General features: G+C 41.9%; 27 protein-coding genes and 2 pseudogenes. 10 read left to right on the plus strand and 19 right to left on the minus strand.

Going from position 1 to position 22,766, the window contains the following annotated elements; genetic code table 11:
* The 12 genes and pseudogenes from F6K38_RS19950 to F6K38_RS20005 form a co-directional block, all read right to left on the minus strand.
* Positions 1–199, minus strand: a pseudogene (locus tag F6K38_RS19950) (Uma2 family endonuclease); the annotation flags it as partial.
* Between the two features lie 220 nt (positions 200–419).
* Positions 420–2,057, minus strand: a complete 1,638-nt coding sequence (gene vgrG, locus F6K38_RS19955) for a type VI secretion system tip protein VgrG (RefSeq protein ID WP_287293496.1) — start codon at positions 2,055–2,057, stop codon at positions 420–422.
* A 6-nt stretch (positions 2,058–2,063) separates the two neighbouring features.
* Positions 2,064–2,780 carry a CIS tube protein gene (locus F6K38_RS19960; protein ID WP_287357221.1) on the minus strand — a complete coding sequence of 239 codons (717 nt, stop codon included), beginning with the start codon at positions 2,778–2,780 and terminating at the stop codon, positions 2,064–2,066.
* A complete protein-coding gene (locus tag F6K38_RS19965) occupies positions 2,774–3,154 on the minus strand; it encodes a hypothetical protein (protein ID WP_287357222.1) in 381 nt (126 codons plus the stop codon). Before F6K38_RS19965 ends, F6K38_RS19960 begins: the two co-directional genes overlap by 7 nt.
* Before the next feature lie 265 nt (positions 3,155–3,419).
* Positions 3,420–3,584, minus strand: a complete 165-nt coding sequence (locus F6K38_RS19970; RefSeq protein WP_287297745.1) for a DUF5908 family protein — start codon at positions 3,582–3,584, stop codon at positions 3,420–3,422.
* Positions 3,585–3,586: 2 nt separating this feature from the next.
* On the minus strand, positions 3,587–4,069 hold the full coding sequence (locus F6K38_RS19975; protein ID WP_287357224.1) for a phage tail protein: 483 nt from the start codon (positions 4,067–4,069) through the stop codon (positions 3,587–3,589).
* A gap of 104 nt (positions 4,070–4,173) precedes the next feature.
* Entirely contained in the window at positions 4,174–4,638 is a 465-nt protein-coding gene (locus F6K38_RS19980) for a phage tail protein (protein ID WP_287297742.1), read from the minus strand.
* 118 nt (positions 4,639–4,756) lie between these two features.
* On the minus strand, positions 4,757–6,124 hold the full coding sequence (locus tag F6K38_RS19985) for a phage tail sheath family protein (RefSeq protein ID WP_287357226.1): 1,368 nt from the start codon (positions 6,122–6,124) through the stop codon (positions 4,757–4,759).
* Between the two features lie 24 nt (positions 6,125–6,148).
* Complete coding sequence (locus F6K38_RS19990) at positions 6,149–7,015, minus strand: hypothetical protein (protein ID WP_287357228.1); 867 nt, start codon at positions 7,013–7,015, stop codon at positions 6,149–6,151.
* Positions 7,016–7,053: 38 nt separating this feature from the next.
* Positions 7,054–7,623: a Pvc16 family protein gene (locus tag F6K38_RS19995; RefSeq protein WP_287264945.1), complete on the minus strand. Its 570-nt coding sequence runs from the start codon at positions 7,621–7,623 to the stop codon at positions 7,054–7,056.
* A gap of 616 nt (positions 7,624–8,239) precedes the next feature.
* Complete coding sequence (locus F6K38_RS20000; RefSeq protein WP_287357230.1) at positions 8,240–8,728, minus strand: hypothetical protein; 489 nt, start codon at positions 8,726–8,728, stop codon at positions 8,240–8,242.
* Between the two features lie 2 nt (positions 8,729–8,730).
* Positions 8,731–8,940 (minus strand): hypothetical protein, encoded by a 210-nt coding sequence (locus F6K38_RS20005; RefSeq protein WP_287264943.1) that lies wholly within the window; start codon positions 8,938–8,940, stop codon positions 8,731–8,733.
* Between the two features lie 478 nt (positions 8,941–9,418).
* Here F6K38_RS20005 and F6K38_RS20010 point away from each other — a divergent pair, with 478 nt between their 5' ends.
* Both F6K38_RS20010 and F6K38_RS20015 read left to right on the plus strand, forming a co-directional pair.
* Positions 9,419–9,994 (plus strand): Uma2 family endonuclease, encoded by a 576-nt coding sequence (locus F6K38_RS20010; RefSeq protein ID WP_008186235.1) that lies wholly within the window; start codon positions 9,419–9,421, stop codon positions 9,992–9,994.
* Positions 9,995–10,011: 17 nt separating this feature from the next.
* Positions 10,012–10,143 (plus strand): hypothetical protein, encoded by a 132-nt coding sequence (locus F6K38_RS20015; RefSeq protein ID WP_287357232.1) that lies wholly within the window; start codon positions 10,012–10,014, stop codon positions 10,141–10,143.
* On the opposite strand, the gene F6K38_RS43445 is transcribed toward F6K38_RS20015, so the two are convergent.
* A complete protein-coding gene (locus F6K38_RS43445; RefSeq protein ID WP_353737204.1) occupies positions 10,128–10,910 on the minus strand; it encodes a globin domain-containing protein in 783 nt (260 codons plus the stop codon). The two genes, F6K38_RS20015 and F6K38_RS43445, sit on opposite strands and share 16 nt — an antisense overlap.
* A gap of 169 nt (positions 10,911–11,079) precedes the next feature.
* Here F6K38_RS43445 and F6K38_RS20030 point away from each other — a divergent pair, with 169 nt between their 5' ends.
* Positions 11,080–11,205 carry a hypothetical protein gene (locus F6K38_RS20030; RefSeq protein WP_008186233.1) on the plus strand — a complete coding sequence of 42 codons (126 nt, stop codon included), beginning with the start codon at positions 11,080–11,082 and terminating at the stop codon, positions 11,203–11,205.
* Between the two features lie 55 nt (positions 11,206–11,260).
* Here F6K38_RS20030 and F6K38_RS20035 read toward each other — a convergent pair whose 3' ends face one another.
* On the minus strand, positions 11,261–11,434 hold the full coding sequence (locus tag F6K38_RS20035) for a hypothetical protein (RefSeq protein ID WP_287251553.1): 174 nt from the start codon (positions 11,432–11,434) through the stop codon (positions 11,261–11,263).
* On the opposite strand from F6K38_RS20035, the pseudogene F6K38_RS44295 reads away from it, so the two are divergent.
* Positions 11,433–12,182, plus strand: a pseudogene (locus tag F6K38_RS44295) (Crp/Fnr family transcriptional regulator). The gene F6K38_RS20035 and the pseudogene F6K38_RS44295 sit on opposite strands and share 2 nt — an antisense overlap.
* Before the next feature lie 185 nt (positions 12,183–12,367).
* On the opposite strand, the gene F6K38_RS20050 reads toward F6K38_RS44295, so the two are convergent.
* Positions 12,368–12,550: a Sec-independent protein translocase subunit TatA/TatB gene (locus F6K38_RS20050; RefSeq protein ID WP_044493720.1), complete on the minus strand. Its 183-nt coding sequence runs from the start codon at positions 12,548–12,550 to the stop codon at positions 12,368–12,370.
* Between the two features lie 202 nt (positions 12,551–12,752).
* Entirely contained in the window at positions 12,753–13,946 is a 1,194-nt protein-coding gene (locus F6K38_RS20055; protein ID WP_008186229.1) for an RNA-guided endonuclease InsQ/TnpB family protein, read from the minus strand.
* 679 nt (positions 13,947–14,625) lie between these two features.
* Between F6K38_RS20055 and F6K38_RS20060 the strand changes: the two genes are divergently transcribed.
* The 5 genes from F6K38_RS20060 to F6K38_RS20080 all read left to right on the plus strand — a co-directional run bounded on the left by F6K38_RS20060 (position 14,626) and on the right by F6K38_RS20080 (position 19,673).
* Positions 14,626–15,366 (plus strand): phycocyanobilin:ferredoxin oxidoreductase, encoded by a 741-nt coding sequence (locus F6K38_RS20060; protein WP_008186228.1) that lies wholly within the window; start codon positions 14,626–14,628, stop codon positions 15,364–15,366.
* Positions 15,367–15,598: 232 nt separating this feature from the next.
* Entirely contained in the window at positions 15,599–16,126 is a 528-nt protein-coding gene (locus F6K38_RS20065; RefSeq protein ID WP_008186227.1) for a MarR family winged helix-turn-helix transcriptional regulator, read from the plus strand.
* A gap of 146 nt (positions 16,127–16,272) precedes the next feature.
* Positions 16,273–17,592, plus strand: coding sequence for an ABC exporter membrane fusion protein (locus F6K38_RS20070; protein WP_008186226.1), 1,320 nt, complete (start codon positions 16,273–16,275; stop codon positions 17,590–17,592).
* A 181-nt stretch (positions 17,593–17,773) separates the two neighbouring features.
* Positions 17,774–18,922, plus strand: a complete 1,149-nt coding sequence (devC, locus tag F6K38_RS20075; RefSeq protein ID WP_008186225.1) for an ABC transporter permease DevC — start codon at positions 17,774–17,776, stop codon at positions 18,920–18,922.
* Positions 18,923–18,977: 55 nt separating this feature from the next.
* The gene (locus F6K38_RS20080; RefSeq protein ID WP_008186224.1) at positions 18,978–19,673 is read left to right on the plus strand and encodes a DevA family ABC transporter ATP-binding protein; all 696 of its coding nucleotides are present in this window, start codon (positions 18,978–18,980) and stop codon (positions 19,671–19,673) included.
* 15 nt (positions 19,674–19,688) lie between these two features.
* On the opposite strand, the gene F6K38_RS20085 is transcribed toward F6K38_RS20080, so the two are convergent.
* Positions 19,689–20,906, minus strand: a complete 1,218-nt coding sequence (locus tag F6K38_RS20085; protein ID WP_008186223.1) for an RNA-guided endonuclease InsQ/TnpB family protein — start codon at positions 20,904–20,906, stop codon at positions 19,689–19,691.
* Positions 20,907–21,036: 130 nt separating this feature from the next.
* Positions 21,037–21,672, minus strand: a complete 636-nt coding sequence (gene grpE / locus F6K38_RS20090) for a nucleotide exchange factor GrpE (RefSeq protein WP_008186222.1) — start codon at positions 21,670–21,672, stop codon at positions 21,037–21,039.
* 28 nt (positions 21,673–21,700) lie between these two features.
* Between grpE and F6K38_RS20095 the strand changes: the two genes are divergently transcribed.
* Positions 21,701–21,880, plus strand: a complete 180-nt coding sequence (locus F6K38_RS20095; RefSeq protein ID WP_008186221.1) for a hypothetical protein — start codon at positions 21,701–21,703, stop codon at positions 21,878–21,880.
* Positions 21,881–21,939: 59 nt separating this feature from the next.
* Here the strand turns inward: F6K38_RS20095 and F6K38_RS20100 are convergent.
* A partial coding sequence (locus F6K38_RS20100) for a DUF8832 domain-containing protein (RefSeq protein ID WP_287357234.1) occupies positions 21,940–22,766 on the minus strand: 827 nt, incomplete at its 5' end.

The following is a 22,766-nucleotide window of genomic DNA, read 5'->3' on the forward strand; positions in this document are numbered from 1 at the left end:
AAGTCATAATACGAGCATGGGGATTAGCATGTTGGGTCATTCTTAAGGGTGATGCCATATAAACAATTCCTTCGATTAATTCCGCTTTTTTGACATCAGGCATTTGTTCATAACGCTGTTCAAATTCTTGCCTAGTTAGTAGATCTCCACTTTCAAGAGGTGGAATTGTAGTTTTGGGTTTTAATATGGTTTGAGACATAGCATTTTAAGCTGTTAAGCTTTTAGATTAGGATACCTAAATTGCTCAAAGGGAACAGGGAACAGGGAACAGGGAACAGGGAAAAATCAATTTAAATGCGCATTAGCTTATTACTAACACACCCTCGGGATTTTGGTGGGTTACGCGATCGCGCTTCGCACGCTACGCGAACAGCTGACGGCTGACCGCTGACCGCTGACGGCTTACCTTGCTTCTTAGCTCAATTAATATCCACTCTCGAGCCTTTAATCTTGATATATTTACCCTCCATCACAAGGTCCTTACTTGATTTTATCTTAATTCCTTGATTATCCATCGTGATTGTATTACCATTTTCATCTTCCAATTTAATCCCTTTATCCTGCTCGGATAATTTTAAGGTATTGCCTTTGGATGTACTAATTTCGATTAACTTATTTTCATCATCAAATATAATTTTTAGGGATTCTTTGGTAACTATTCCTTTTTTATTATTTTCCTTGGTTACTGTTAAACCTGCTGGTAAAGCATTTTTAACACTATGCACTGCTCCTAGAATTATGGCTTGTCTAGGGTCATCATTGATAAAACCGAGAATAACCTCATCCCCGGTTTCTGGTCTAAAGAAAATACCTCTTTTATTACCAGCATCAACCGAAGCTAATCTTGCCCAAACAATACCATCTTTTTCAATTGAGGGGATTCTGACTTTTACCCTAAACTGTTTTTCTGGATCCGCTTCATACTTATCCACAATCCCAATTTGCAACCCATGAATAGCTGGAATCAATCCCGCCACTGGTGTATCAATAATGTCATTATTTTGTTGATAAAACCAGCTAGCTGACAAGCCAAATTGTACATCCGTTTGCCAGCCTTGTCTACTAAATTGATGTCGAATAGCTGTTACTAAGGTTTTGCCATTGAAGCGCTTTCCTATTCCATCAAGTTTTATAATATCTCCTGGTTTAATATCAGCAAATCCAGGCACTTTGAAGCGACCTTTAAACAGTGAAAGACGACTTTTTTGTAACTTGGCATCTGCCCAAGCTTTTACTTCCTGGTCATCTAAGGGAGCTAAACTGATTAATTGATAGTTATCTGCACCAATTGTTTTGGCTAATTCATCTCCTTTTAAATTACCCTGGTCTAGAGAAAACTCTTTCGCTTTTTGTGATTGTAATAATTTCTGTGTTTTGATATCCCAAGCTGTACTTTCTACCGAGGATTTTTGATGGCAAATATCAGCTTCCATTTCAAAATCATAAATCTCATCTATGCCATATTCAAAGGTATGTTTTGGTTTCCCCTTTAGATTAGGCTCGACCCCAGTAATTTCGCCATCATCAACTAAAACCCACAGACCATTGACATCCCCACGAGATAAAATGAAATCCCAGTCAGTGCAGTAATATTGCACCATTTCCTTATGCTTGGGTTTAGTTACAGCAATAGATTTGACTGTTAACCCCCCAGTTTTGATGACTTTGTCGATAATATCCTTGTCTGTCATATCTCGAAAGACAGCACTTTTTCTTTGGGTGGTTAGTTTGTATGCTGCATCTTTTAAATCAACAGTGAGCAGAGAACTATAGCGATCGGCTTGCACACAGTGTCTAACTATAATTCCCTTAAACACTGTTGCTTCCTTTTGTTTTTCCCCTTCATAGCGAAGCTTTATTTCAATTTCTTGGCCTGGTTTAAAAAACTCCGTGTTGCTAATAGGAAATTCTTGTTCTGCCGCGTCACCATCTAATAAAATTATTTGAGCTATCGGGATTTTATTCACCTCTTTGATAATGTCAATCGACATGACATTATATTCAGGTTTCATTTTTTTACCTTTACTCAAAATTGTTGCTGTGACAACACCACTCATTATTTTTTACTTCTCTATTGGCGGTAATTTGATAGTTGTTCCGGTTTTTAACTTTCTGAAGTTATTGACATTATTAGCACGGGCAAGCTGGATATAATAGGCCGAGTCACCATATACCTCTTGAGCCATCACAGGCAACTTATCTCCAGCTTTTATAGTTCTAGTATGGGTAAGATCGGGTGAGCTTTTCTTTTCTAGTTTAATTCGCTTGGAATCTTTTATATCCTCGATAAAAACTGTATCTAATTCAGCTCTTATCGGTTGTCCGCTACGGTTGAAAAGTGTATACTTAACATTAACAGATTGGAGACGGCAATCAAAAGTTAAGTTTCCCCATTCAATTTTGAGAAATTTAGGCTCATGGATTTTGCCATCCATCTCAAATGTTAATTTAAGAAACTTTTTGACTTGCTTGTCAACATCTCTCGTCCCTAAAAGATTGCCAACTAATGAAGCTCCGGCAAATCCAAAACCTCCATAATCTGCTACCCCTGTGTCATCTAAAATTAACTTGAGGGACAATTCTTCTGGTTTGGTGAGAGTATATTTTGCCGATCTACTACTGGTATTAATTCCCTGTTTTTTTTGATAAACATTCCCGTATTGTAAAGAATAGGATTCCGGATTAAACATGACTTCAAAGGTGCCGTCTTTCTGAGTCCGGTCTTCATCTTTATAAACAAGAATCTTCAGCTTTTCTAATTTGAAAGGGTTTTTTAGCATATAATGATTATTTGGGTGAAATATAAATTATTCTTGGGTTTTAGGGAATCGGGAATCGGGAATCGGGAATCGGGAGCAGGGAGCAGGGAATAGGGAATAGGGAATAGGGAATAGGGAGCAGATAAGAGGCAAGAGGCAAAAGGCAAGAGGCACCCACCCCTAACCCCTCCCAGGAGGGGAAGGCAAGAGGCAAAAGGCAAAAGGCAAGAGGCACCCACCCCTAACCCCTCCCAGGAGGGGAACGGGAATCGGGAATCGGGAATCGGGAATCGGGAGCAGGGAATAGGGAATAGGGAATAGGGAATAGGGAGCAGATAAGAGGCAAGAGGCAAAAGGCAAGAGGCAAGAGGCAAAAGGCAAAAGGCAAGAGGCAAAAGGCAAGAGGTAAAAAAGGGAAAGTGTACCTCATAGCTATGATAAACGCTATCTCATGTTATTACAATTACCCTTAATATAGCAGTCGCCAGGGCAGTTAGGAAATGACAAAAGTCTCAAACCTAAGTAAGCGCAAGAGTTTGACTTCTGACTTCTGACTTCTGACTTCTGACTTCTGCTATAAAAATCTCCCTATCTCCCTATCTCCCTATCTCCCTATCTCCCTATCTCCCCCTCTCCCCACCCTCCCCACACTTCCTTACCTTACCTCTCTTGTTTCCGCTCCAGTATTTTCAGTACCTGTGCCACACAAGCAGCAATGATTTCTTGTTTCTGTCCAGAAGTCCCTTCAATCTGGGATTCTGAATTAGTATCCTTACTATCCACAATGTTGGCACGAATAATTAATTCTTTGATTTCCACTGGCATAGCTAAATCCTCACACTTTGAAATCTCACATAGGCTAATTCCATCGTATCTATAACCACAGCATTGGCATTAGCATCTAGGTCAGATGTCGTCCATTTTACTGGATAAGCTCTCTTAAATAACCAACTAGAAACAGGAGCAGTGTTTTCATTAAGCAAAATGACTAAGACATTGCTGGGAGCAAATTTCATGGTACTCATAGCAACGTTAAACTCTATATTCAGAGGAGAGCCAATCACCATTCCTCTTTCTAAAACCAGATTATTATAGGTAACCTGATTAGGCAAACGATGTCTGAAAATATTTTCACCCCCTTCACGGATGTCCGTTGTGCTTATTTCCGCAGAAATTCCCGATACCTTTTGAAAGCGAATATCTAAGGGATTAGGCACAATTCCAGCAAGGAAAAAGACGACCATAAAATTAAATCCAACCGGGGGATTTTCAGTCAAAGTAAGTTCCGGAATGGGGAAATTATCTGCCATCACTTACAGCGGTTTTCAATTCGGTGAACTACAAAGTCTTGGGTTTTAGGGAATAGGGAGCAGGGAGCAGGGAGCAGGGAGCAGGGAAGAGAGAAGTCTAATGATTATAATGGAGGGTTATTAACCTTGAGAGTATTAGCCATTAGTTCTAAACTTTCAATGGCAACTTCATTGCTAGTGGCATTAAATGACGGTGCATCTAATTTCTTAGGGAAAGCATTTATAACTTCCCAGGATACAACTGGTTCACCTGACTCGTCTAACAATTCAATAGTAAGATCTCGCTTTTCGACGGTATTGAGGTTAATCGTGTTAAACCAATCAAATAAATAGCTGTCTTGTCTGACAATTCCTTTCTGTAGGGTTAGGTTAATGGGAGTGTCTAATCCTGGCATGTACTTTGCCCCTTCTTTATAACTCAGGCCATCTCGATAAGTAATCGTTTCGTATTCAATGCTTAATCCCGATACCTCTGAGAAAGCATAGGAATTATCTCCAGCGATGGTGACTCGGTAATAAAATACGGGAATTGGATAAGTATTTTTGATTTGTTCTACTGTGTCTGCCATGATTTATTTATCCTTAATTACTTTAGGTTTAGTTTTACTGTTATAAGGTGGACAATGCCACCCTATAAACTACCTATTTTTGAATTTTGAATTTTGAATTTTGAATTTTCAATTCCCCCTATGCTTCCTGTAATTTATGGGAGAATTTCAGGATAATGAACTCAGCCGGACGAACTGCTGCCAGACCAATTTCCACAATCATCCGTCCTTCTAAAATGTCCTGTGCTCTCATGCTTTTACCCAGTCCGATATTAACAAAGAAAGCTTGTTCAGGAGTGCTACCAGCCAGGGCACCTTGTCGCCATAATCCCTCTAGATAATTTTCAATTAGGGACTTCACTTTCAGCCAGGTGATGGTGTTGTTAGACTCAAAGACCACAAATGCAGTGGCTTTCTGAATCGATTCTTCAATCAGATTGAACAGTCTGCGCACAGGGATATAGCGCCATTCATTGTCATTACCCGCTAAAGTCCTTGCTCCCCAAATTAAAGTTCCTTTTCCGGTAAAACTGCGAATAGCATTGATGGATTTACCAGCGGTGGGATCAACGTTGAGATTTTCCTGTTCCTCGTTGGTAATTTTTTCCGTAGGCGCAAGTACCGATGCCAAGCTGACATTAGCAGGTGCTTTCCAAACTCCTCTGTCCCGATCTACCCTGGCATATACCCCTGCTACAGCAGCACTTGGAGGTAAGATAACTCGCTGTTTACCTAGTTCAGCCAAAATTTTGTTGTAGAGATCGGTGTTGTAAAGCGAGCTTTGTGGGTCGTTGTACTCAGTCAGCTTTGAATTAGTGGTTCCTCCACCTTGGTTAATAGTTACAGAATCGTCGGTGTAATAGTAGTTGAGTGATGTTTGGAGGTCGGGATAATAAGCTGCGCCATATTTTAAATATGCTGTACCAATTCCCTGTCGGAATTCATCAACTCCCCCTGTGCCTGTTCCGTCTGTTTTCTCTTTCAGAACGTCAAAAACAGCAAACCTATCTTTTAACTTATTGCATTGCATCAAAGCTTCTACACAAAGTCCGTAATAATCGGGATCACCTAAAGTTACCGCATCGGTAAGCATGATTAAAGTGGGTTCATCTTCTTTTTCTAAAGCTTTTAAGCCTTCTATAAAATGATCCTTTTGTTTAGGTTCGTTGTATTTACCCACTGAAACAATGTAACAACTGCCCCCACCGTTATCAAAATAAATCCGCAAGGCATAATACATTAAATAGTTAAGTGTGGGAGCGCTAATGGGTGCGATTACACCTGCGCTCTCTGTAACAGAAAACTCGCTTGCTTCAGCCTTACCAAACAAAGTTTCATAGTCAAGCAGTGAACTAATTCGAGTGGGTTTATTCTTTAATTGGTCGCCTATTCCAGCTTTCTCTGTGTAACCGATAAAAGCTGGAATCGCTGTAGATACCTCAGCGACTGAAGGGGGAAATGTAGAAATTTCCTCGACATAAACATTAGGAGTTTTATAAGTTACCATGGTTCAATCCTTAGTTTTTAATTTTTATAGGTATTTCAGGGCATTAATGACTTGAATTCCGTTATGATTAGGGGGATTAGGTAAATGATCAATCCACACAGAGGGATCGCCAAGTTCATTCTTTTTCTTTATTAAAAGTTGAATGTTTTGTCTCCCAGCTTCCTGACAAGCAATTTCTGAGTCAGATTTAAAGCAATATTGTTGAGATTCAGGAAATTGTTGGTTAAGAGCAGAAAATATTGGATCTGTTTCTTTAGCGTCGGCACTCGTAGATCTAGTAAATTTAATTTCTGGTTTCCTGGTCGGATCTTTATCTTCAATCAAGAATTCATCGCCATTAGTTAACTGATCCGTTACCAGGTAATAGTACCACGGTTGTTTTTTGGCGTTAAAGGTGATTTTATAGTCACTCCCCTGATTCAAATCTTTAGACATGGAGGAGTTATTATAAATATCCACAATGCCAAAAATAGTTTGTACCCTGGGCACTTTTATGTAACACCATTGAGTATGAATTATATCTAAATCTGACGCTTTATTTTCATTATTATTTTCATTACTAAAATGATAACTAACATTATCAACGGGTTTCCAGTCAATATCTGTGAAATCTATAAAATCTTGATTTTTGAGTTTTAATATAAAAGTAAACTGCAAATTATCAGCAAGCTCTACCCAGGGTTTCTGTTCTGAATTTTCTGAATTTTCTGAATTTTCTGAATATACTGGGGTAATGACCACTATTCCGTTAACTTTATTCTTAACAATCAGACGATGACCCCTAAGTACCCTGCTACATTCAGGTGTTGGTTCAACACTTAAGTCCGGGCAGACTTTATCCCGATAATAGTCGTGAAGAATACTTAATTCAAAGAGTTGCTTATAAAGCATAATCTAGATGACCCTTGGGTTTGAGTTTGGCGGCGATACTAGATTCTTGAACTACTAACTTCCCTATCAGTTACATCAGAGCCAATTTCCACCGTATCCCCATCGGCAAAGACAACCATTCTGACTTTATAAATGACTGAAGGCATATAAGACATGCCTAAACCAGACCAAACCTCTCTTTGTTCAGTAAAAGGCAAATTAACCAGTTCGATGGTCAATTTTTGGATCTCAGCACTGAGGGTTGGAGAGTTACGACAATCAAATAACCGATGACTTTGAAAGTATTTGATAATTAGGGACAAAAACTTTAAAGATTGGCTGTAATTAGTAAAATTAGCAGCATATAGAACGTATAAATTGAGGTAAAGATTAGGGTTGTTTTGCTGCTTCCCCCCCTGATTAGGCATCCTGTCATAGGCAGCACCAGAACGAAAGGTATAGTCTTCTTCTAAGTTAACTAATAAGGTAGTAATGGCATTCTCTTCTAAGGAAACTTCTTTCCCGTTGCGATCCTGAAGAAATAAGACCTCAAAAGCCTGACCTCCGGTTTTTACTCGGATGTAGCTGTTGAGTTGTTCCTTAAGAAACGAGAGAACATGTTCCAACATAGCTAGTATCTATCCCGCCTAATAATTGGAGGATAATCTTGACCAGAAGACTTTGATACTCCCGTCGCTAAATCGAAGATTATAGCGAGGGATTCTTAAGAGTATAAAACCCTTAACGGCTGAACCAAACAGCCTCTAGACCCTCCGATAAAATCCTTGGGGTTACTTGTATGTTTATGATCAGCTTAATTCCATGCGACAGAGGCTTTTCAGCTTGTCTTTTAATGCATATATTGGAACCTGAGAAAACTCTGATTGCTTCGTGTCCCTTAATCGTTTAATTTTGGGATTGTGATCGATAGCAATCTTGCTAATCGTGTAATCTTATCCTAACAAAAATAGGCAAGATACGCTACAAATTCATTCTCCAATTCCCCTACCGCTAAGTCTTCGACTATAACGGGAGTACCCTTGGAGTTGAATGATGGAATAGGGAAATACCTTTTCTATACTTCTAACTGCCACCAAAATAACACTAACATGAAAAACAAAGAAAGAGAGCAAATCCCGAAAAATGAAATATATCGTAATATTTTTCGGGATTTTCAACAATGAAATATATCGTAATATTTTTAGGAATTTTCAACTCGGATTATTTTTCGTAAGCATTCAGCCGTCAGCCGTCAGCCGTCAGCCGTTGGCCAATGGCTGATAGCTGAATGCAAGGCAATTGCTGAATCAAGGGATGAATAGGAGTGGGGTGGGCATCCTGGCCGTCTGGGAATTGTAACGGGCAAGATGCCCATTCCACCAACATGCCCATTCCACCAACATGCCCATTCCACCAACATGCCCATTCCACCAACATGCCCATTCCACCAACATGCCCATTCCACCAACATGCCCATTCCACCAACATGCCCATTCCACCAACATGCCCATTCCACCAACATGCCCATTCCACCAACATGCCCATTCCACCAACATGCCCATTCCACCAACATGCCCGTTCCACCAACATGCCCGTTCCACCAACATGCCCCGCATCCTGCCTGCCCGACAATCTAAGGAACAGGCAAGATGCCCGTTCCACCAACATGCCCGTTCCGCCAACATGCCCGTTCCACAAAACTCTTAAAATCATTCCATTATTAAGCAACGCCATGTCTATTGCCTGGTGGGCAGTTGGGTTGGCGTTGCTGAATCAAGGAATGAATGCGCGATCATCTGGTTTTGGTCAAGCCCCCGTGGGTCCCCCAACTTTGCGGTGCGACCCAAGGGCGATTTACTCGCCCTAGGAGGCGCGCACCGGAAGGGACGCAAGAAAGTCTTGTTCCCCCACCGGTGCGCTTTCCGTCGGCGAATTAAATTCGCCACGGGTCGCACCGCAAAATTGGGGGGCTAGGGGGGCAAAACCATACCCATAATCAGCAACGCCGTTGGGTTTAGCCTAACGGGTATAGCCGTCCGCCCCCTTACTGCTTTTTAGGTGGGACTAATTTCTCTGAGGTTTCAATTAGGATTGGTATATATAGCGTTTGTATTTGAGTTGTGAATATAGGATTGATGGGAAAAGGGAGCAGGGAGGAGGGAGCAGGGACTGTAGGCCACGCGGGGCGCGTTCGGAGCAGTAGGAAAGAGCTTGGATGATTTTTTGGTGTTCTTAAAAATCAGCAAGATTGTTCATGACCTATTTATAAACCCTATATATAGGTATCCTAATTGAATTGTGAGAATTTGTGATGCCCTATTCCCTACTCCCTACTCCCTACTCCCTACTCCGTACTCCCTACTCCCTACTCCCTGTTCCCTTTGCTATAGATTACCAAATGTAAACTTTCCCGGATTGCTCAACATGACAACTATAACCACAGAAGGATTATACACCTTTGAAGAATACCTCAACTATGATGATGGTACCGACAACCGCTATGAATTGGTGGATGGGAGGTTAGAAATCATGAATCCACCAACCTTTAGGCATCTGCTGATTGCTAAGTTTATTGAACAAGTATTGGAAGCAGAAATTAATCGTTTGGGTTTGCCTTGGCTGTGTTTTAAAGAAGCTAGAATTCGGACAGGATGGCGCAAGTCACGGCTAAGTGATGTCTATGTGGTAACCAAAGATCAGGTAATGGCATTGCTAGATCACTCAGCAGTATGTGATACTCCTCCATTATTAGCAGTAGAGGTGGTGAGTCCTGATTCTGTTAAGCGAGATTATCGTTACAAACGTTCAGAGTATGCTGCCTTGGGAATCATTGAATATTGGATTGTTGACCCCCCGAAGAAAAAGGTTTCACTGCTGGTGTTAGAGGAAGGGTTATATCAGGAAACAGTGTTAACTGGAAATCAACGGTTAACATCACCTACGTTTCCTGAGCTGATGTTAACCGTTGAGCAAGTTTTGACTGCTGGGAATTTAAACTAAGTTGTTGTGCATTTAAAATGCACAACAGCAAGGCAGAAGGCAGAAGGCAGAAGGCAGAAGCGATGCATCGCTGTTCCCGACTCCCGACTCCCTACTCCCTACTCCCTACTCCCTACTCCCTACTCCTAGATTGCTATAATGATTCATAAATTTGATGTTCTCGGTTAATAAAAACATCAGCTAATATCTGATAAGCTTCTGTCCAAGCTGCTATCACTTCCTCTGTCGCCGCTTCATGCAACACATCCTTCATCGCTTGTAGTAGACTCTCTCCCACAATGGGATATTGTTCTGGTTTAACATGGGTTTTTACATGACGATGAGCAATCACCTCAACCATGGATTTTAAAGCCTCCATATTATCAATTTTGGTAGCATAACTATAGACTGCTGTCGCTAACTTAGCTGGTTGAGAACCATTGGCTTGAGCTGACATATCAAACTGTGCTTTTACCTCTGGATGGTTGTGAAACATGATTTCATACATCCGAGTAGTAATTTGCTTACCATTCTTTTTGAGCAGGGGAGCTGTGGACTTGATGATATCTATAGTTTCTTGGCTCACCTGATTCACCGGTTTGGGCTTTTCGGAGAGGGTTAGCAAAAATTTCAGATTCTCTTGGGCTTGTAACTTATGAGGTGCAAAAGCCGGTATAAAGATAAAGACTCCTGGTTCTAAGGTAATCTCTTTCTGGTCTAAGGTCAGAATTCCTTTCCCTTCAATTACCGTGATTGCGGCATTACGAGGTGAAGTATGCTCCTCAATTGCTGTACCTTTTGCCAAACACAATAGGGTGTATTGGCAATTGTTATCCTTGAGCAAAACTTTGCTAATCATCCCTGTATCTGGATAGTCAGCTAATTTTTGTAGGGGAGTGCTAAACGATGTGTTTGCTGTAGCGATCGCATTAACCATTATCCTTTCCTCATCTCAAATTTAGAAACTTCTAAGATTGGTAAATATCTCTGAACTCGTTGCTACTTTTACTGTGACAGAAAAAGTTAGCCCTGTCCTTGAGCTAGCTCATAAACGGAGTAATAGCAAAGGGAGTAGGGAGTAGGGAAAGGGAGGGAAGTGTGGGGAGATGGGGAGATGGGGAGATGGGGAGATGGGGAAATGGGGAGATGGGGAAATGGGGAGTCAGATGAGGATATGCATCAAGACCATTAGAAAAAAAGTATTTAAAGATACCAAATTAATCTCAAACTAATTCTTCCCTCTCCTCCCTCTCCCCACACTCTTGTGCTCTCCCCTCTCTCCCCACACTACCCCCTCTCCCCACACTCTTCTCCTTGTTCCCTGTTCCCTGTTCCCTGTTCCCTGTTCCCTGTTCCCTGCTCCCTGTTCCCTGCTCCCTGCTCCCTGTTCCCTGTTCCCTGCTCCCTACCAAATTCAGAAATACTATAACTATCAAACACTGTCAAAGGACTGGTAGGCATGGTCTCAATAGAACAATTAGCTCAAGTCTGGGTGCTGAAAGACCTAGAAACCTCAGCGCTATAGAATCTTCAGCCTTATACCAATGTACGGGCTTATTTTCGGGATGAGATTGTGATCTACGAGGGCGATCGCCTCCCCTGCCAACTCTATGCCTTAATCAAGGGAACCCTGCAAATTAAAAAAACCGGGACTAATGGTAAAGAAAGCCTTTTGCGCATCATCCCTGAGGGTGATATTTTTGCGGCTCCGGCAATTTTTGGTAATGGTATTGCACCCGCAACAGTTATTTGTCAGGTGGACTCCCTAGTGCTAACCATAGAACGAGAGGCGCTGTTAGAGACCATTCGCCATACCCCAGAAGTGGCGTTGCGAATCCTGGAAGTCTTTAACCAACGCCTGCAACAAATTCATAACACCGTACATGGACTAATTTCTGAAAGGGCAATTGTACGACTGGTGCGTCTGCTGCAATACTATGCAACTCGCTATGGAACTGAGTCTGTTGCTCAGGGAGACTCCTTAAATATCAACCTTCCTTACTATCAAATTGCTCGCAGTATAGGTATAACCTATGAAGAATGCGTGCGTTTGTTCAAAAAGATAAATGCCATCAATTCAGTGGTTACCTACAAGCGGGGAGGCAAAATTATTATCAATGACTGGCAGCAGTTAGATGCGATCGCCTTTGGCGCGGCTGAGGCCTTTGGCCACGCTGCGCGAACGCCGATCGCGGACAACGAAGGATGAAAAGACTAGGGAGTCGGGAGTCGGGAGTCGGGAATCGGGAAAAAATCCTGTGTACCTCGTTTGTACCTCGTTACTATGAGAAACGTGCTGATTGCAGGAATTGATATAGCTTCCATCGCCTGGGATAACCAGGTCTTAACCGTAAAGTCAGCGTAGGATGACTCAATCCCTGAACGTTTTATTAATTATGAATCTTTCTGCTCAGTTTGTGACTCCTCAGGGTCTGATGTCGGATTATTCATCTCGTCTTTGAAGCCTCTGAGGGTTTTCCCTAGGGCGCTGCCGATTTCAGGAATTTTCTTCGGTCCAAAAATCACAACTGCCACAACGCCAATAATCATCACTTCGGGCCATCCTAAACCAAACATACCAATTTTCTCCAAACTCCTGTTAACTTTGAATTAACCTTGAACTGCTTGATAGCACTTAGCCCATCCTACTTCACGGCCAAGCAAAAAAATTCTCTAACAAATCTACTTTACGGTTTTACCAGGCGCACAATCAACCTAGGTCAATCTCGGTCGCCCACTCAAAGTATTGACACTCTCCGTCCTTCTAGGACGGGGATTCTTACTTCACAGAGCCGTCTTGCTCGACCAGGCCGGAGCCAGGAAAAGTAGAGGACAGTTCTCCATAAGCGTTCGGATCAATGATCCAGGTTCCTGTATGCCCTACAGTACCCAAGGCTCTTTTTAGAATATTGATAGCTGCATTATGGTCGCGATCCAACACACACCCGCACTTACAGGTATGGGTTCTAGTAGATAGCGATTTTTTGACAACTTCACCACAGTTTGAGCAATTTTGGCTAGTATAGGTAGGATTGACTGCTACAGTTTCTCTACCAAACTTTCGTCCAAAATACTCTAACCATTTTCTAAACTGATACCAACCTGCATCATTAATAGACTTGGAGAGACAGTGATTTTTGACCAAATTTCTCACCCTTAAATCTTCGTAAGCGACCACATCATTAGAGTGGATTACGCAACGCGCGAGTCTCTTCGCATGTTCTTCACGTTGCCTACTTATTTTAAGGTGCATCCTGCCTAATCTATTAACGGCTTTCTTACGGCTAGATGAGCCTTTATTTTTGCGAGAAACTCGGCGTTGATGAAACTTCAACCGCTTCTCGCCCTTGCGATAAAACCTTGGATTTGGCTCTGTGTTTCCCTTGGAATCGGTATAAAATTCTTTCAGTCCTACATCTAACCCAATGTTGGTATGTGATGGTTCTAGAGATTCTTTAACATCAGCTTTGACACAAAACTGGACATAGTAACCATCTGCTCGACGTACTAACCTAACTCGCTTGATCAGCTTTTGGTCGTAACGCCACAGTTCCCAGGTTCCCTTGAGTTTTAGTTTCCCAATTCCTTTTTTGTCTAAGAATTTTATTGATTTGGTATCAAGGGAAAGTTTCCAGCCTGATGTCTTGTATTCAACTGACCGGGAAAACTTTTTAAACTTGGGATAACCCTTTTTGCCAGGGACTTGTTTTTTACACTTATCGTAAAACCTAGAAATTGAACTATAGGCTCTTTCCACTGAAGTTTGACAGGCATGAGAGTTTAAGTCTTTAACAAAAGGATATTCAGCTCTGAGCCACGTGTTATAGCGATACAGGTCTTTTTGTCCTATCCCTTTATTGTCCATCCAGTAACGGATGCACTTATTTCGTACAAACTGACCAGTACGTATCGCCTCATCTATGGCGGCATATTGAGTTTTATTCCCTTTGACCTTAAATTCTAATACTATCATCTTGACGTGGGACAACTCTAGGTAACATTGTAGCACAAAAAGAAAAAGCCGTCCGTTGTTCGCGCAGCGTGGCCTACGGCCAAGTTACCGTAAGATAGTGGAGTCTTTATGGTTGGCAGGCTATGCGTAAAAGGGTTAAAACTTATTGATTAAGACTCCACAATAAACAGGTTTCGTCTCCTAGAAGGACGGGGCTTGAGACCCAAATTTTTGGTCATTTTCGGGCGGGCAGGATGCCCACCCCACTCACCTTCATCCGAAGATTCAGCAATGCCCCGCTAGTCCATGCTACTAGCAAGGAATTTTATGCGATCGCAAACAAAATCCTTTATCCAATCCCAGCAGTAACAAAGTTTTGTGTAGCGTTACAGGATTGACCATGGCAAGCTGATATCCTAAGCTTATCCGAAGTCCATACTAGGATATCTTGCTGCAATTGATGGTGACCGATAAGGTGAGAAGATAGAGGTCGAAGGATGAAGGAGGAAAGATAAAGTATAAAAATATACCATTTGCAAAGGTTACAATCAATGCAATGGTTGATACTTCAAGTCTTGCATGCCTTTTGTCTTTTGCCTACCCCTCTTGTTAAGGGGGATAATGGGGGGAGAACCCATCCAACCCTTTTGTCTGCAAGCCTGTTGCCTCCATTTTACCCATAGCCTTTAAGTGTTAAGGAATGTCAACCACTTCCACGCCATCCCTAAGAACCCAACAAAACCCTCTGTGCGCTAAGCTGGCAGACTGTATAGAGTCGAACTGGCGGCGCTACTTCGACCTTTCTCCTTATCATTTACCAGCCGAGTTAGGCTACGTGGAAGGACGGCTTGAGGGAGAGAAACTGACTATCGAAAACCGTTGCTATCAGACACGTCAGTTTCGGAAAATGCACCTGGAATTGGCAAAAATAGGTAAGATGTTGGACATTTTACACTGTGTAATGTTTCCTCGTCCAGAGTATGCTCTGCCCATGTTTGGCTGTGATGTGGTGGCAGCTAGAGGACAAATTAGTGCTGCGATCGCAGACCTTTCTCCACTCAACCCTAAACGTACCTTACCAGAAGCCTATCACTGTTCGTTACAGACCCTACCAAAACCTGAGTTTAAACAGCCCCGTGACTTACCACCTTGGGCAGACATTTTTTCAGAATTTTGCATTTTTGTGCGTCCCAATGGTCCAGAAGAAGAAGCACAGTTCCTGGCATGGGTGGATGATTTATTACAGATTCACTGTGCCCATGCTGCTAATGCCCTACCGGTCTCTAGAGAAAAGCAAGCAGAAATTATTGCTAGTCAACACTATTATTGCAGCAAGCAGCGGCAGAATGACAAAACCCGGCGGGTGCTTGAAAAAGCTTTTGGTGTTGAATGGGCAGAGAACTATATGACCTCGGTACTATTTGACTTGCCAGTATCTTGATACTTAATCAATCGTAAAGCTGATTAGTTTGCTGATTAGTTTAGGGATGGAGCAATGGATGATAGCGGTTCTCATATTAATGAGGTACACAGGATTTTTTTCCTGTTACCTGTTCCCTGTTACCTGTTCCCTGTTCCCTAAAATCCACAACTTGTATACCTCACCTATTTGAGAAATACTATAGTAAGGCACGATAATAATAAGTCGGCAAACTTTTTTAAGGGGATAGACTATGTTCACTAGACGTGACCTTCCCTCAGAGCAGGAACTGCTAAATTTCGCGAGACAGTACCCTGAGCTAGATATAGAATCAGTGTTTACTTGTCTGTCGTTCCTGAAAACTACCACTGAAATCTACGAAGCGATTGACACTCATATGGGTCGCTACGAGTTATCAATCGGTAAGTTTACTGTACTCATGCTATTACACAAAGCGGGTTCGTTAGGCTTGACTCCTTCCGAATGTGCTCAACAGGCTGGTGTTACTCGTGGGACGATCACAGGTCTGCTTGATGGTCTTGAACGTCAAGGGTTAGTTAAACGCCAGCCCCACCCAGATGACCGACGGATGCTGATGGTTAACCTGACTCCAAACGGTTGGCAGTTCTTGAAGCAAATGCTTCCCGAGCACTTTAATCGGGTGACAGGTTTGATGGCTAACCTGACTGGCGCAGAAAAGAAAACCTTCGTTAAACTTTTAGCAAAGTTGCGAGCGGGAACCCCTGCTATGCACTCAGCTGAATTTCAGCTGAGCCAGTAATGAGGGATTGCTCAAAAAATCTGTTAGCGGTGCTCATCTAGTATTTACTTTATGGTAAATTAAATAGTAAGGAGCCATATAATATGGCACACAAGAGATGGTTATGACTCATATAACCGACAAAGGTTGATTTAACCGGAGGAGTCATGGAGCCAAAAATTGGCATAAAAGATCAGGGATTCTCAAAGCCCCTAAGCCGTTGGGTGATTGTACTGGCTGGTGTTGGGATTCTGGCAACTGTGGTCGCTAGCGGATATAGTTTGGAAATGGTCCGTGAGCGCCCACCAGAACCAGTGCCATCCGCCAGTAAAACCCCAGCTATCCGAGCTGTCACGGCTCTAGGACGTTTCGAACCTGAGGGGGAAGTTATTCAATTAGCTGCTCCAACAACTTTTCAAGCACCAAGGGTGGCTCAGTTACTGGTTAAGGAAGGGGATAAAGTAGGTGCCAATCAATTGATTGCCATCATGGAAAATCGCGGACGCTTACAAGCGGATTTAGAACGGGCAAAAGCGGAGGTTAAAGTAAGCCGTGCGAACTTGGAGAAAGTCAAAGCCGGTGCTAAAAGCGGCACCATTGCTGCTCAGGAGGCTAAGATTAAACGACTAGAGGCAGAGTATCGGGGGCAGAAGGAGGCGCTACAAACTCGCATTGACCGTTTACAGACTCAGCTGCAAGAAACACAACAAGAGAAAGATGCCACAGTCAGGCGATTAGAGGCTCAGTTAAGGAATGTCCAAGCAGATTTTCAGCGCTATCAGCAGTTAGAACGAGACGGTGCGATCGCAATTTCCGAATTGGACAGCCGCCGCCTAAACGTAGAAACTGCCCAAGAGAGCGTGAGTGAAGCCATAGCCAACCGCACCCAAACTATAAGCACCCTCAGGGAACAACTCAAAGAAGCTATGGTCAACCGCAAGCAGACCCTAGCTGTAGTAGAAGCACAGATTAACGAAGCCAAAGCTACCCTAGAAGAGATTAAAGAAGTACGTCTTGTAGATATTAGACAGGCTGACGCAGAGCTAGAAATGGCTATGGCACAAGTCAAGCAAGCCGAAGCAGAATTAAAATTTGCTTACGTCCATTCTCCACTAGATAGTCAAGTTTTGAAAATTAACACTTATCCAGGAGAAACCGTAGATCAAGAAAAGGGAATTGTGGAACTAGGGCAAACTGACCAAATGATGGTTGTTGCTGAAGTCTACGAAAGTGATATTGGTAAAGTCAAGCTAGGACAGAAAGTAACAATTATTAGTGAAAGCAAGGCATTTGAGGGTAAACTCAATGGCAGTGTAGTTAGAATTGGGCAACAAATTGACAAACAGGATGTTCTTGACACTGATCCAGCCGCTGACGTAGATGCCAGAGTTGTTGAAGTAGATATTCGTCTAAATCCAGAAGACAGCAAGACCGTGACTGATTTAACTAACTCCCAAGTCATCGTAAAAATAGTTATTAGTAATTAGTCAATCGCTTTGCTCCAATTAAAAATTATCAATTCAAAATTCAAAACTAACCTATAAATTAATTCGTGGGCTTGTATCCGGTGGAAACACTTACAAAGTATAAGGTTATTCATTTTTAATTTTTAATTTTTAATTTTTAATTTTTAATTAAAAAATAGTAATTAACCAGTAAATATTAATCATGAAAATACCTTTAGCATGGTTACAATTGACCCATGAAAAAATGCGTTTGCTGGTGGCACTGGCAGGAATTGCTTTTGCCGATATTTTAATGTTTATGCAAATGGGTTTTAGGGATGCCCTGTTTGCCAGTAATGTGACACTACATAATAGCTTACAGGGTGACATTTTTTTGATTAGTCCCCAGTCCCAATCAATACTCGCTCTGAAAAGTTTTCCTAGTCGCAGGTTGTATCAAAGTATTGCATTTGATGGGGTCAAATCGATCCGTGGGATATATATGGACTATGGCCTCTGGAAAAATCCTCAAACCCGTGAAACTCGCAATGTACTTGTGATTGGGTTTAATCCTACTGACAACGTCTTCAATTTATCTGGAGTAACCAGCAATCTGGATACGATAAAAATGCCCGATGTAGTTTTGTTCGATGACAGCTCCAGACCTGAATATGGTCCTATTGCTGAAGAGTTTAATCAGGGCAAGGAGATAACCACTGAAGTCAAAGAACGTCGCATTCGAGTAGGAGGCTTATTCACCCTAGGGGCTTCCTTTGCAGCAGATGGAAATGTGATCACCAGTGATTTAAACTTTTTACGCCTTTTCCCTGATCGCCATAAAGGACTAATTGATATCGGTTTGATTAAATTAGAACCAGGGTTAGATGTGGAGATAGTTGTAGAGAATATGAGGCGCGAACTTTCTAAGGATGTTAGAGTTTTATCCAAGGAAGAGTTTGTTAATTGGGAGAAAGCTTACTGGCAAAGCAGTACATCAATAGGCTTTATTTTTACCCTCGGTAGCGCTATGGGATTTATCGTGGGTACAGTGATTGTTTATCAAATTCTATATACTGATGTCGCGGATCATTTGCCTGAGTATGCTACCCTTAAAGCCATGGGTTATAAAACCAGGTATCTATTGATAGTTGTTTTTCAAGAAGCTCTGATTCTGGCAATTTTAGGTTATTTTCCTGGATATGGACTGGCACTAGGGTTGTATAGTTTAACGAAAAATGCTACCAGTTTACCCATAGCCATGAGTCTAGCTAGGGCAGTGACAGTTTTGATTCTGACGATTATTATGTGTTGTATTTCCGGTGCGATCGCGATCGGGAAACTCCAAGCAGCCGATCCCGCTGATATTTTTTAAACTATTGCTAAAACTATAATCAATAACCAATAACTAGCTAGGAAGGAAAACTGTCATGGTGGACGAAGCAGTTGTATCCATTAAGCATCTTAATCATTACTTTGGTAAAGGTTTTCTACGGAAACAGGTTTTGTTTGATATTGACCTAGACATCCACCAAGGAGAAATTGTGTTGATGACTGGTCCTTCTGGATCGGGTAAGACGACATTACTAACCCTAATCGGAGGATTGCGATCGCCTCAATCTGGTAGTCTTAAAATCCTAGGACAGCAACTGCTGGGAGCCAATAAACGTAATTTGATAGCGGTGCGGCGTCATATTGGCTATATTTTCCAGGCTCATAACTTACTCAAGAGTTTAACAGCTCGCCAAAATGTGCAAATGTCAGCAGAACTACACCCAGAACTTTCTGTTAAAGATGCTATTACTAAATCAGTAGCTATATTGGAAGAAGTGGGCTTAGGTAAGTGGGTGAATTACTACCCAGATAAACTTTCTGGAGGACAAAAACAACGAGTCGCGATCGCTCGTGCTTTAGTGGGTAATCCCAAGATACTCTTAGCCGATGAACCAACAGCAGCACTAGACAGTAAATCCGGTCGTGAAGTGGTGGATTTAATGCAGCAGTTAGCTAAAGAACAGGGCTGTACAATTTTACTCGTTACTCACGACAATCGAATTCTCGATATTGCTGACCGGATTGTTAATATGGAAGATGGGCGTCTGAATGGTATCAAAGCAGTTAGATGAACTACCACCTGCTTGCTACGCAGAGCAGGTGGTTTCCAGCTTCACAGGGGATTGCCTTAGCTTGGGTTTACTTCCTCGCTTTGGTCTTACATCCCCTCCACTAGCAGAATCCCCCGTCCCAGAGGATTGTAATATCCTGATACCTTCTGCTCTAATGTTCTTGGCTGCATTCTCATCTCTATCATGGTGAGCGCCACAGTTAGGACATTTCCAAGCCCTGATATCTAATGGCATTTCACTCACTTGATAAAGGCAACTATAACATGTTTTAGAGCTAGGAAACCATTTGTCAATTTCCACTAGTACCTTGCCTTCCTTTTCTAATTTGTAAGACAAGAAATTGACAAACATCCCCCATCCGGCATCCAATATTGCTTTAGCTAGATTGTGGTTCCGAAGCATACCCTTAGTATTGAGGTTTTCAACTACGATGACTTGGTTATCGTCAACAAGCTTTCTTGATAGCTTATGTAAGTAGTCTTGACGGGTATTGCTAATACGTTCGTGAACCCTAGCAACTATTCTTCTGGCTTTGTTTCTGGTGTTACTACCTTTTTGTTTTCTAGATAATTTATTTTGCTTTCTGGCTAAATTTTTCTCGGATTTGTACAAGTGTCTAGGGTTAGCAAACTTGGAGGTTTTATTCCCATCATTAACTATGGCAAAATCTTTAACCCCTAAATCTACACCTGCTACTTTTCCCTCATGATTAGGTTGAGGATTATCCCCTTCTAACTCAGTCAAAATAGATGCAAAATATTTCCCAGATGGTGTCATGGAAATAGTAACAGTTTTGATTTCTCCTTCAATTGGACGTTTGTCAAACTTGGTTTTGATTACACCAACTTTCCCAGGAAATTTCAAATTACCATTAACTAGTTTTACCTTTTGGGGATATTGAATAGATTGTTTACGCTTCTTTGACTTAAATCTAGGGAACCTAGCCCTACCTTGAAAGAAGTTTTTATAAGCCGTGACCAGATTTAAGGTAGCAGCTTGTAACACCTGAGAATAACAGGTTTTTAGCCATTCTGTTTCCTCGGCTTTTTTAAGCTTTGGAAGCAGGGCATTGAGACTAGATTGCCTTACACTTTTCCCTGTGGATTTGTAGGTTTCAATGCAATGGTTTAGAGCATAATTCCACCACCACCGAGCGCAACCAAAGTGTTGAGCTAATATTTCTTTTTGTTCATCGCTCGGATAGATCCTGACTTTGATTGCGTAGTGTCTCATCTTTTGATCACCTCCTTGTTATTATTATATACAATTTGTTATAACTATATTCCGGGCAAAAATAAAATCCTGGTGTTCGCTCTCATCCCCCACCTGCTAGCGCGAGGAAGGGGAATTCCCGCTCACTCTGTTAAACTGGACTAACTTTAGCACGATGCAGCAACTTATCACCAATGCGGTAGCCAGTGTAACGTACCCTAACCCGATCACCTGGTTGAGCACTGCCTGACATGAGTTGGTGTTGTTGTGGATCGTAAGGAATTTCTTGCCCCACAGATGCGATCGCTTCCACACCCCATTTTTCTAACAACTGTTCCACTGGCTTTACCAGGGGCAATAATCTCACTGCTGGTAACTGCTCATTCTGTTGTGCCGCATAAGCAGCAGTGGGCCATTGCACTAGCCAGGATTCTAGCACTTGTAAACTAGATTGCTGAAACTCCTGCATTAAAGTCTGGCGCTGCTGTTCCAACTGCTGTTCTAGACGCTGGTACTCCTGCTTGAATGTTGAGTCTTCCTGCTGTAACGTAGAAACAGAATCTGGCAAAAACATAACCAGTAACTGATTAAGCGACACCTGCAACGCTTCAGCAAGTTTTAGCAGCGTTTTTAGCTGCATCTGCGAGACCTGACCTTTCCGCAAACGCCTCAGTTGCAACTCGGAAACATCAGCCCTGAGACTGAGTTGCCTAAAACTAGGAATATCCACTTTTGCCATAAGTTGTCGCAACTGTTCACTGTAATTGGGATAGGAAGACTCGGTCATTTCCAGGCTGACGTATCAAGGATAAAAGATGACAGGAGAAGATTCCGGAAATCTGATCAACTCCGGTAGAGTAATTATCATATCCCTGATTGTGATTATTGGTAAGTGCGATCAGCTAATGCGCTACGCGCACGCCTGGCCTTTGGCCACGCTGCTTGAGGTGCGAACAGCTATCAGCCGTGGCCAAAGGCCAAAGGCTGACAGCTGACAGCTGACAGCTGACAGCTGACAGCCAACTGCTGAATGCTTACCAAATTAGATATTTGCTCAAAGTGCATTGACCCAGAAATCAGCAGTTACAATCTCACCATTACGCTTAAATTGACCCCACACTTTATATGTGCCTGTTTCAGGAAATTGGGTAGCAAAACGTATCGGTTCAGTAGTTTTACCTGGAAGTGCGTGAGCATGAATGTAATCAGATGCTGTTATAGATTCTGATTGTTTAACAATTACTAAATGACCAGCTTCTCCCAAATAAGTTTGTAAATCATTCACCGGCTTATTATTAGCAGCATCTTTTAACTTAAAGCTAATCATAACTTCTTCATTCGCCTGAACTTTGGGTTTATCAAAACTCAGCTCAACCTTGGTATTGCCAAAGACTTTAGTATTTTTAATTTCTATATCACTTAGAGATGAAGTAGTGCCTGGTGCTTTTACTTTTACTACAGACACTCGCTCTGGGTTTCCGCTTGGTTTGTAATCGCTAAAAAGAGTATAATCACCAGGTTTAGGAAAATTAGCTTCAACTTCAAAGCGTCCATTTCCTTTGTAATCAGGATGAATATGATCGTAAAATTCAAGATCATCACTGACTACAATTAAATGCATTATTTTTTCTTGAAAAACCTCAAAATCAGGAACAGCATTTCCCTCAGAGTCTTGAATATCAATTACCAAACTATTTGGTTTATCTAAAGTAATTGTTGAAGGAGTCGTTAGTATAGCTTTAGTCTTTACTGATGGTTTATTTCCGTGACCATGGCTACCATGGTGATGACCATGCTCATTGTGATTATGGTGACCATGGTGTTTATCTCCCTCAACAGATGCATCTCCAGATTGCCCTAGTGTTGAACAACTTTGAGCCA

Source organism: Moorena sp. SIO3B2 (assembly GCF_010692525.1).
GTDB lineage: Bacteria > Cyanobacteriota > Cyanobacteriia > Cyanobacteriales > Coleofasciculaceae > Moorena > Moorena producens.

Excerpts from the sequence above, each read along its gene's own strand:
- devC (WP_008186225.1), top strand. The coding sequence starts at position 17,774 with ATGAAAATACCTTTAGCATGGTTACAATTGACCCATGAAAAAATGCGT.
- F6K38_RS19970 (WP_287297745.1), bottom strand. The coding sequence starts at position 3,584 with ATGCCAGTGGAAATCAAAGAATTAATTATTCGTGCCAACATTGTGGAT.
- grpE (WP_008186222.1), bottom strand. The coding sequence starts at position 21,672 with ATGACCGAGTCTTCCTATCCCAATTACAGTGAACAGTTGCGACAACTT.
- F6K38_RS20015 (WP_287357232.1), top strand. The coding sequence starts at position 10,012 with ATGCACAACAGCAAGGCAGAAGGCAGAAGGCAGAAGGCAGAAGCGATG.
- F6K38_RS20050 (WP_044493720.1), bottom strand. The coding sequence starts at position 12,550 with ATGTTTGGTTTAGGATGGCCCGAAGTGATGATTATTGGCGTTGTGGCA.
- F6K38_RS20070 (WP_008186226.1), top strand. The coding sequence starts at position 16,273 with ATGGAGCCAAAAATTGGCATAAAAGATCAGGGATTCTCAAAGCCCCTA.
- F6K38_RS19985 (WP_287357226.1), bottom strand. The coding sequence starts at position 6,124 with ATGGTAACTTATAAAACTCCTAATGTTTATGTCGAGGAAATTTCTACA.
- F6K38_RS20035 (WP_287251553.1), bottom strand. The coding sequence starts at position 11,434 with ATGCCTACCAGTCCTTTGACAGTGTTTGATAGTTATAGTATTTCTGAA.
- F6K38_RS20065 (WP_008186227.1), top strand. The coding sequence starts at position 15,599 with ATGTTCACTAGACGTGACCTTCCCTCAGAGCAGGAACTGCTAAATTTC.
- F6K38_RS19960 (WP_287357221.1), bottom strand. The coding sequence starts at position 2,780 with ATGCTAAAAAACCCTTTCAAATTAGAAAAGCTGAAGATTCTTGTTTAT.
- F6K38_RS20060 (WP_008186228.1), top strand. The coding sequence starts at position 14,626 with ATGTCAACCACTTCCACGCCATCCCTAAGAACCCAACAAAACCCTCTG.
- F6K38_RS19990 (WP_287357228.1), bottom strand. The coding sequence starts at position 7,015 with ATGCTTTATAAGCAACTCTTTGAATTAAGTATTCTTCACGACTATTAT.
- F6K38_RS20010 (WP_008186235.1), top strand. The coding sequence starts at position 9,419 with ATGACAACTATAACCACAGAAGGATTATACACCTTTGAAGAATACCTC.
- F6K38_RS20030 (WP_008186233.1), top strand. The coding sequence starts at position 11,080 with ATGGGGAGATGGGGAGATGGGGAGATGGGGAAATGGGGAGATGGGGAA.
- F6K38_RS19975 (WP_287357224.1), bottom strand. The coding sequence starts at position 4,069 with ATGGCAGATAATTTCCCCATTCCGGAACTTACTTTGACTGAAAATCCC.
- F6K38_RS20080 (WP_008186224.1), top strand. The coding sequence starts at position 18,978 with ATGGTGGACGAAGCAGTTGTATCCATTAAGCATCTTAATCATTACTTT.
- F6K38_RS20095 (WP_008186221.1), top strand. The coding sequence starts at position 21,701 with ATGACAGGAGAAGATTCCGGAAATCTGATCAACTCCGGTAGAGTAATT.
- F6K38_RS19980 (WP_287297742.1), bottom strand. The coding sequence starts at position 4,638 with ATGGCAGACACAGTAGAACAAATCAAAAATACTTATCCAATTCCCGTA.
- F6K38_RS43445 (WP_353737204.1), bottom strand. The coding sequence starts at position 10,910 with ATGGTTAATGCGATCGCTACAGCAAACACATCGTTTAGCACTCCCCTA.
- F6K38_RS20000 (WP_287357230.1), bottom strand. The coding sequence starts at position 8,728 with ATGGCGTTGCTTAATAATGGAATGATTTTAAGAGTTTTGTGGAACGGG.
- F6K38_RS20085 (WP_008186223.1), bottom strand. The coding sequence starts at position 20,906 with ATGAGACACTACGCAATCAAAGTCAGGATCTATCCGAGCGATGAACAA.
- vgrG (WP_287293496.1), bottom strand. The coding sequence starts at position 2,057 with ATGAGTGGTGTTGTCACAGCAACAATTTTGAGTAAAGGTAAAAAAATG.
- F6K38_RS20055 (WP_008186229.1), bottom strand. The coding sequence starts at position 13,946 with ATGATAGTATTAGAATTTAAGGTCAAAGGGAATAAAACTCAATATGCC.
- F6K38_RS19995 (WP_287264945.1), bottom strand. The coding sequence starts at position 7,623 with ATGTTGGAACATGTTCTCTCGTTTCTTAAGGAACAACTCAACAGCTAC.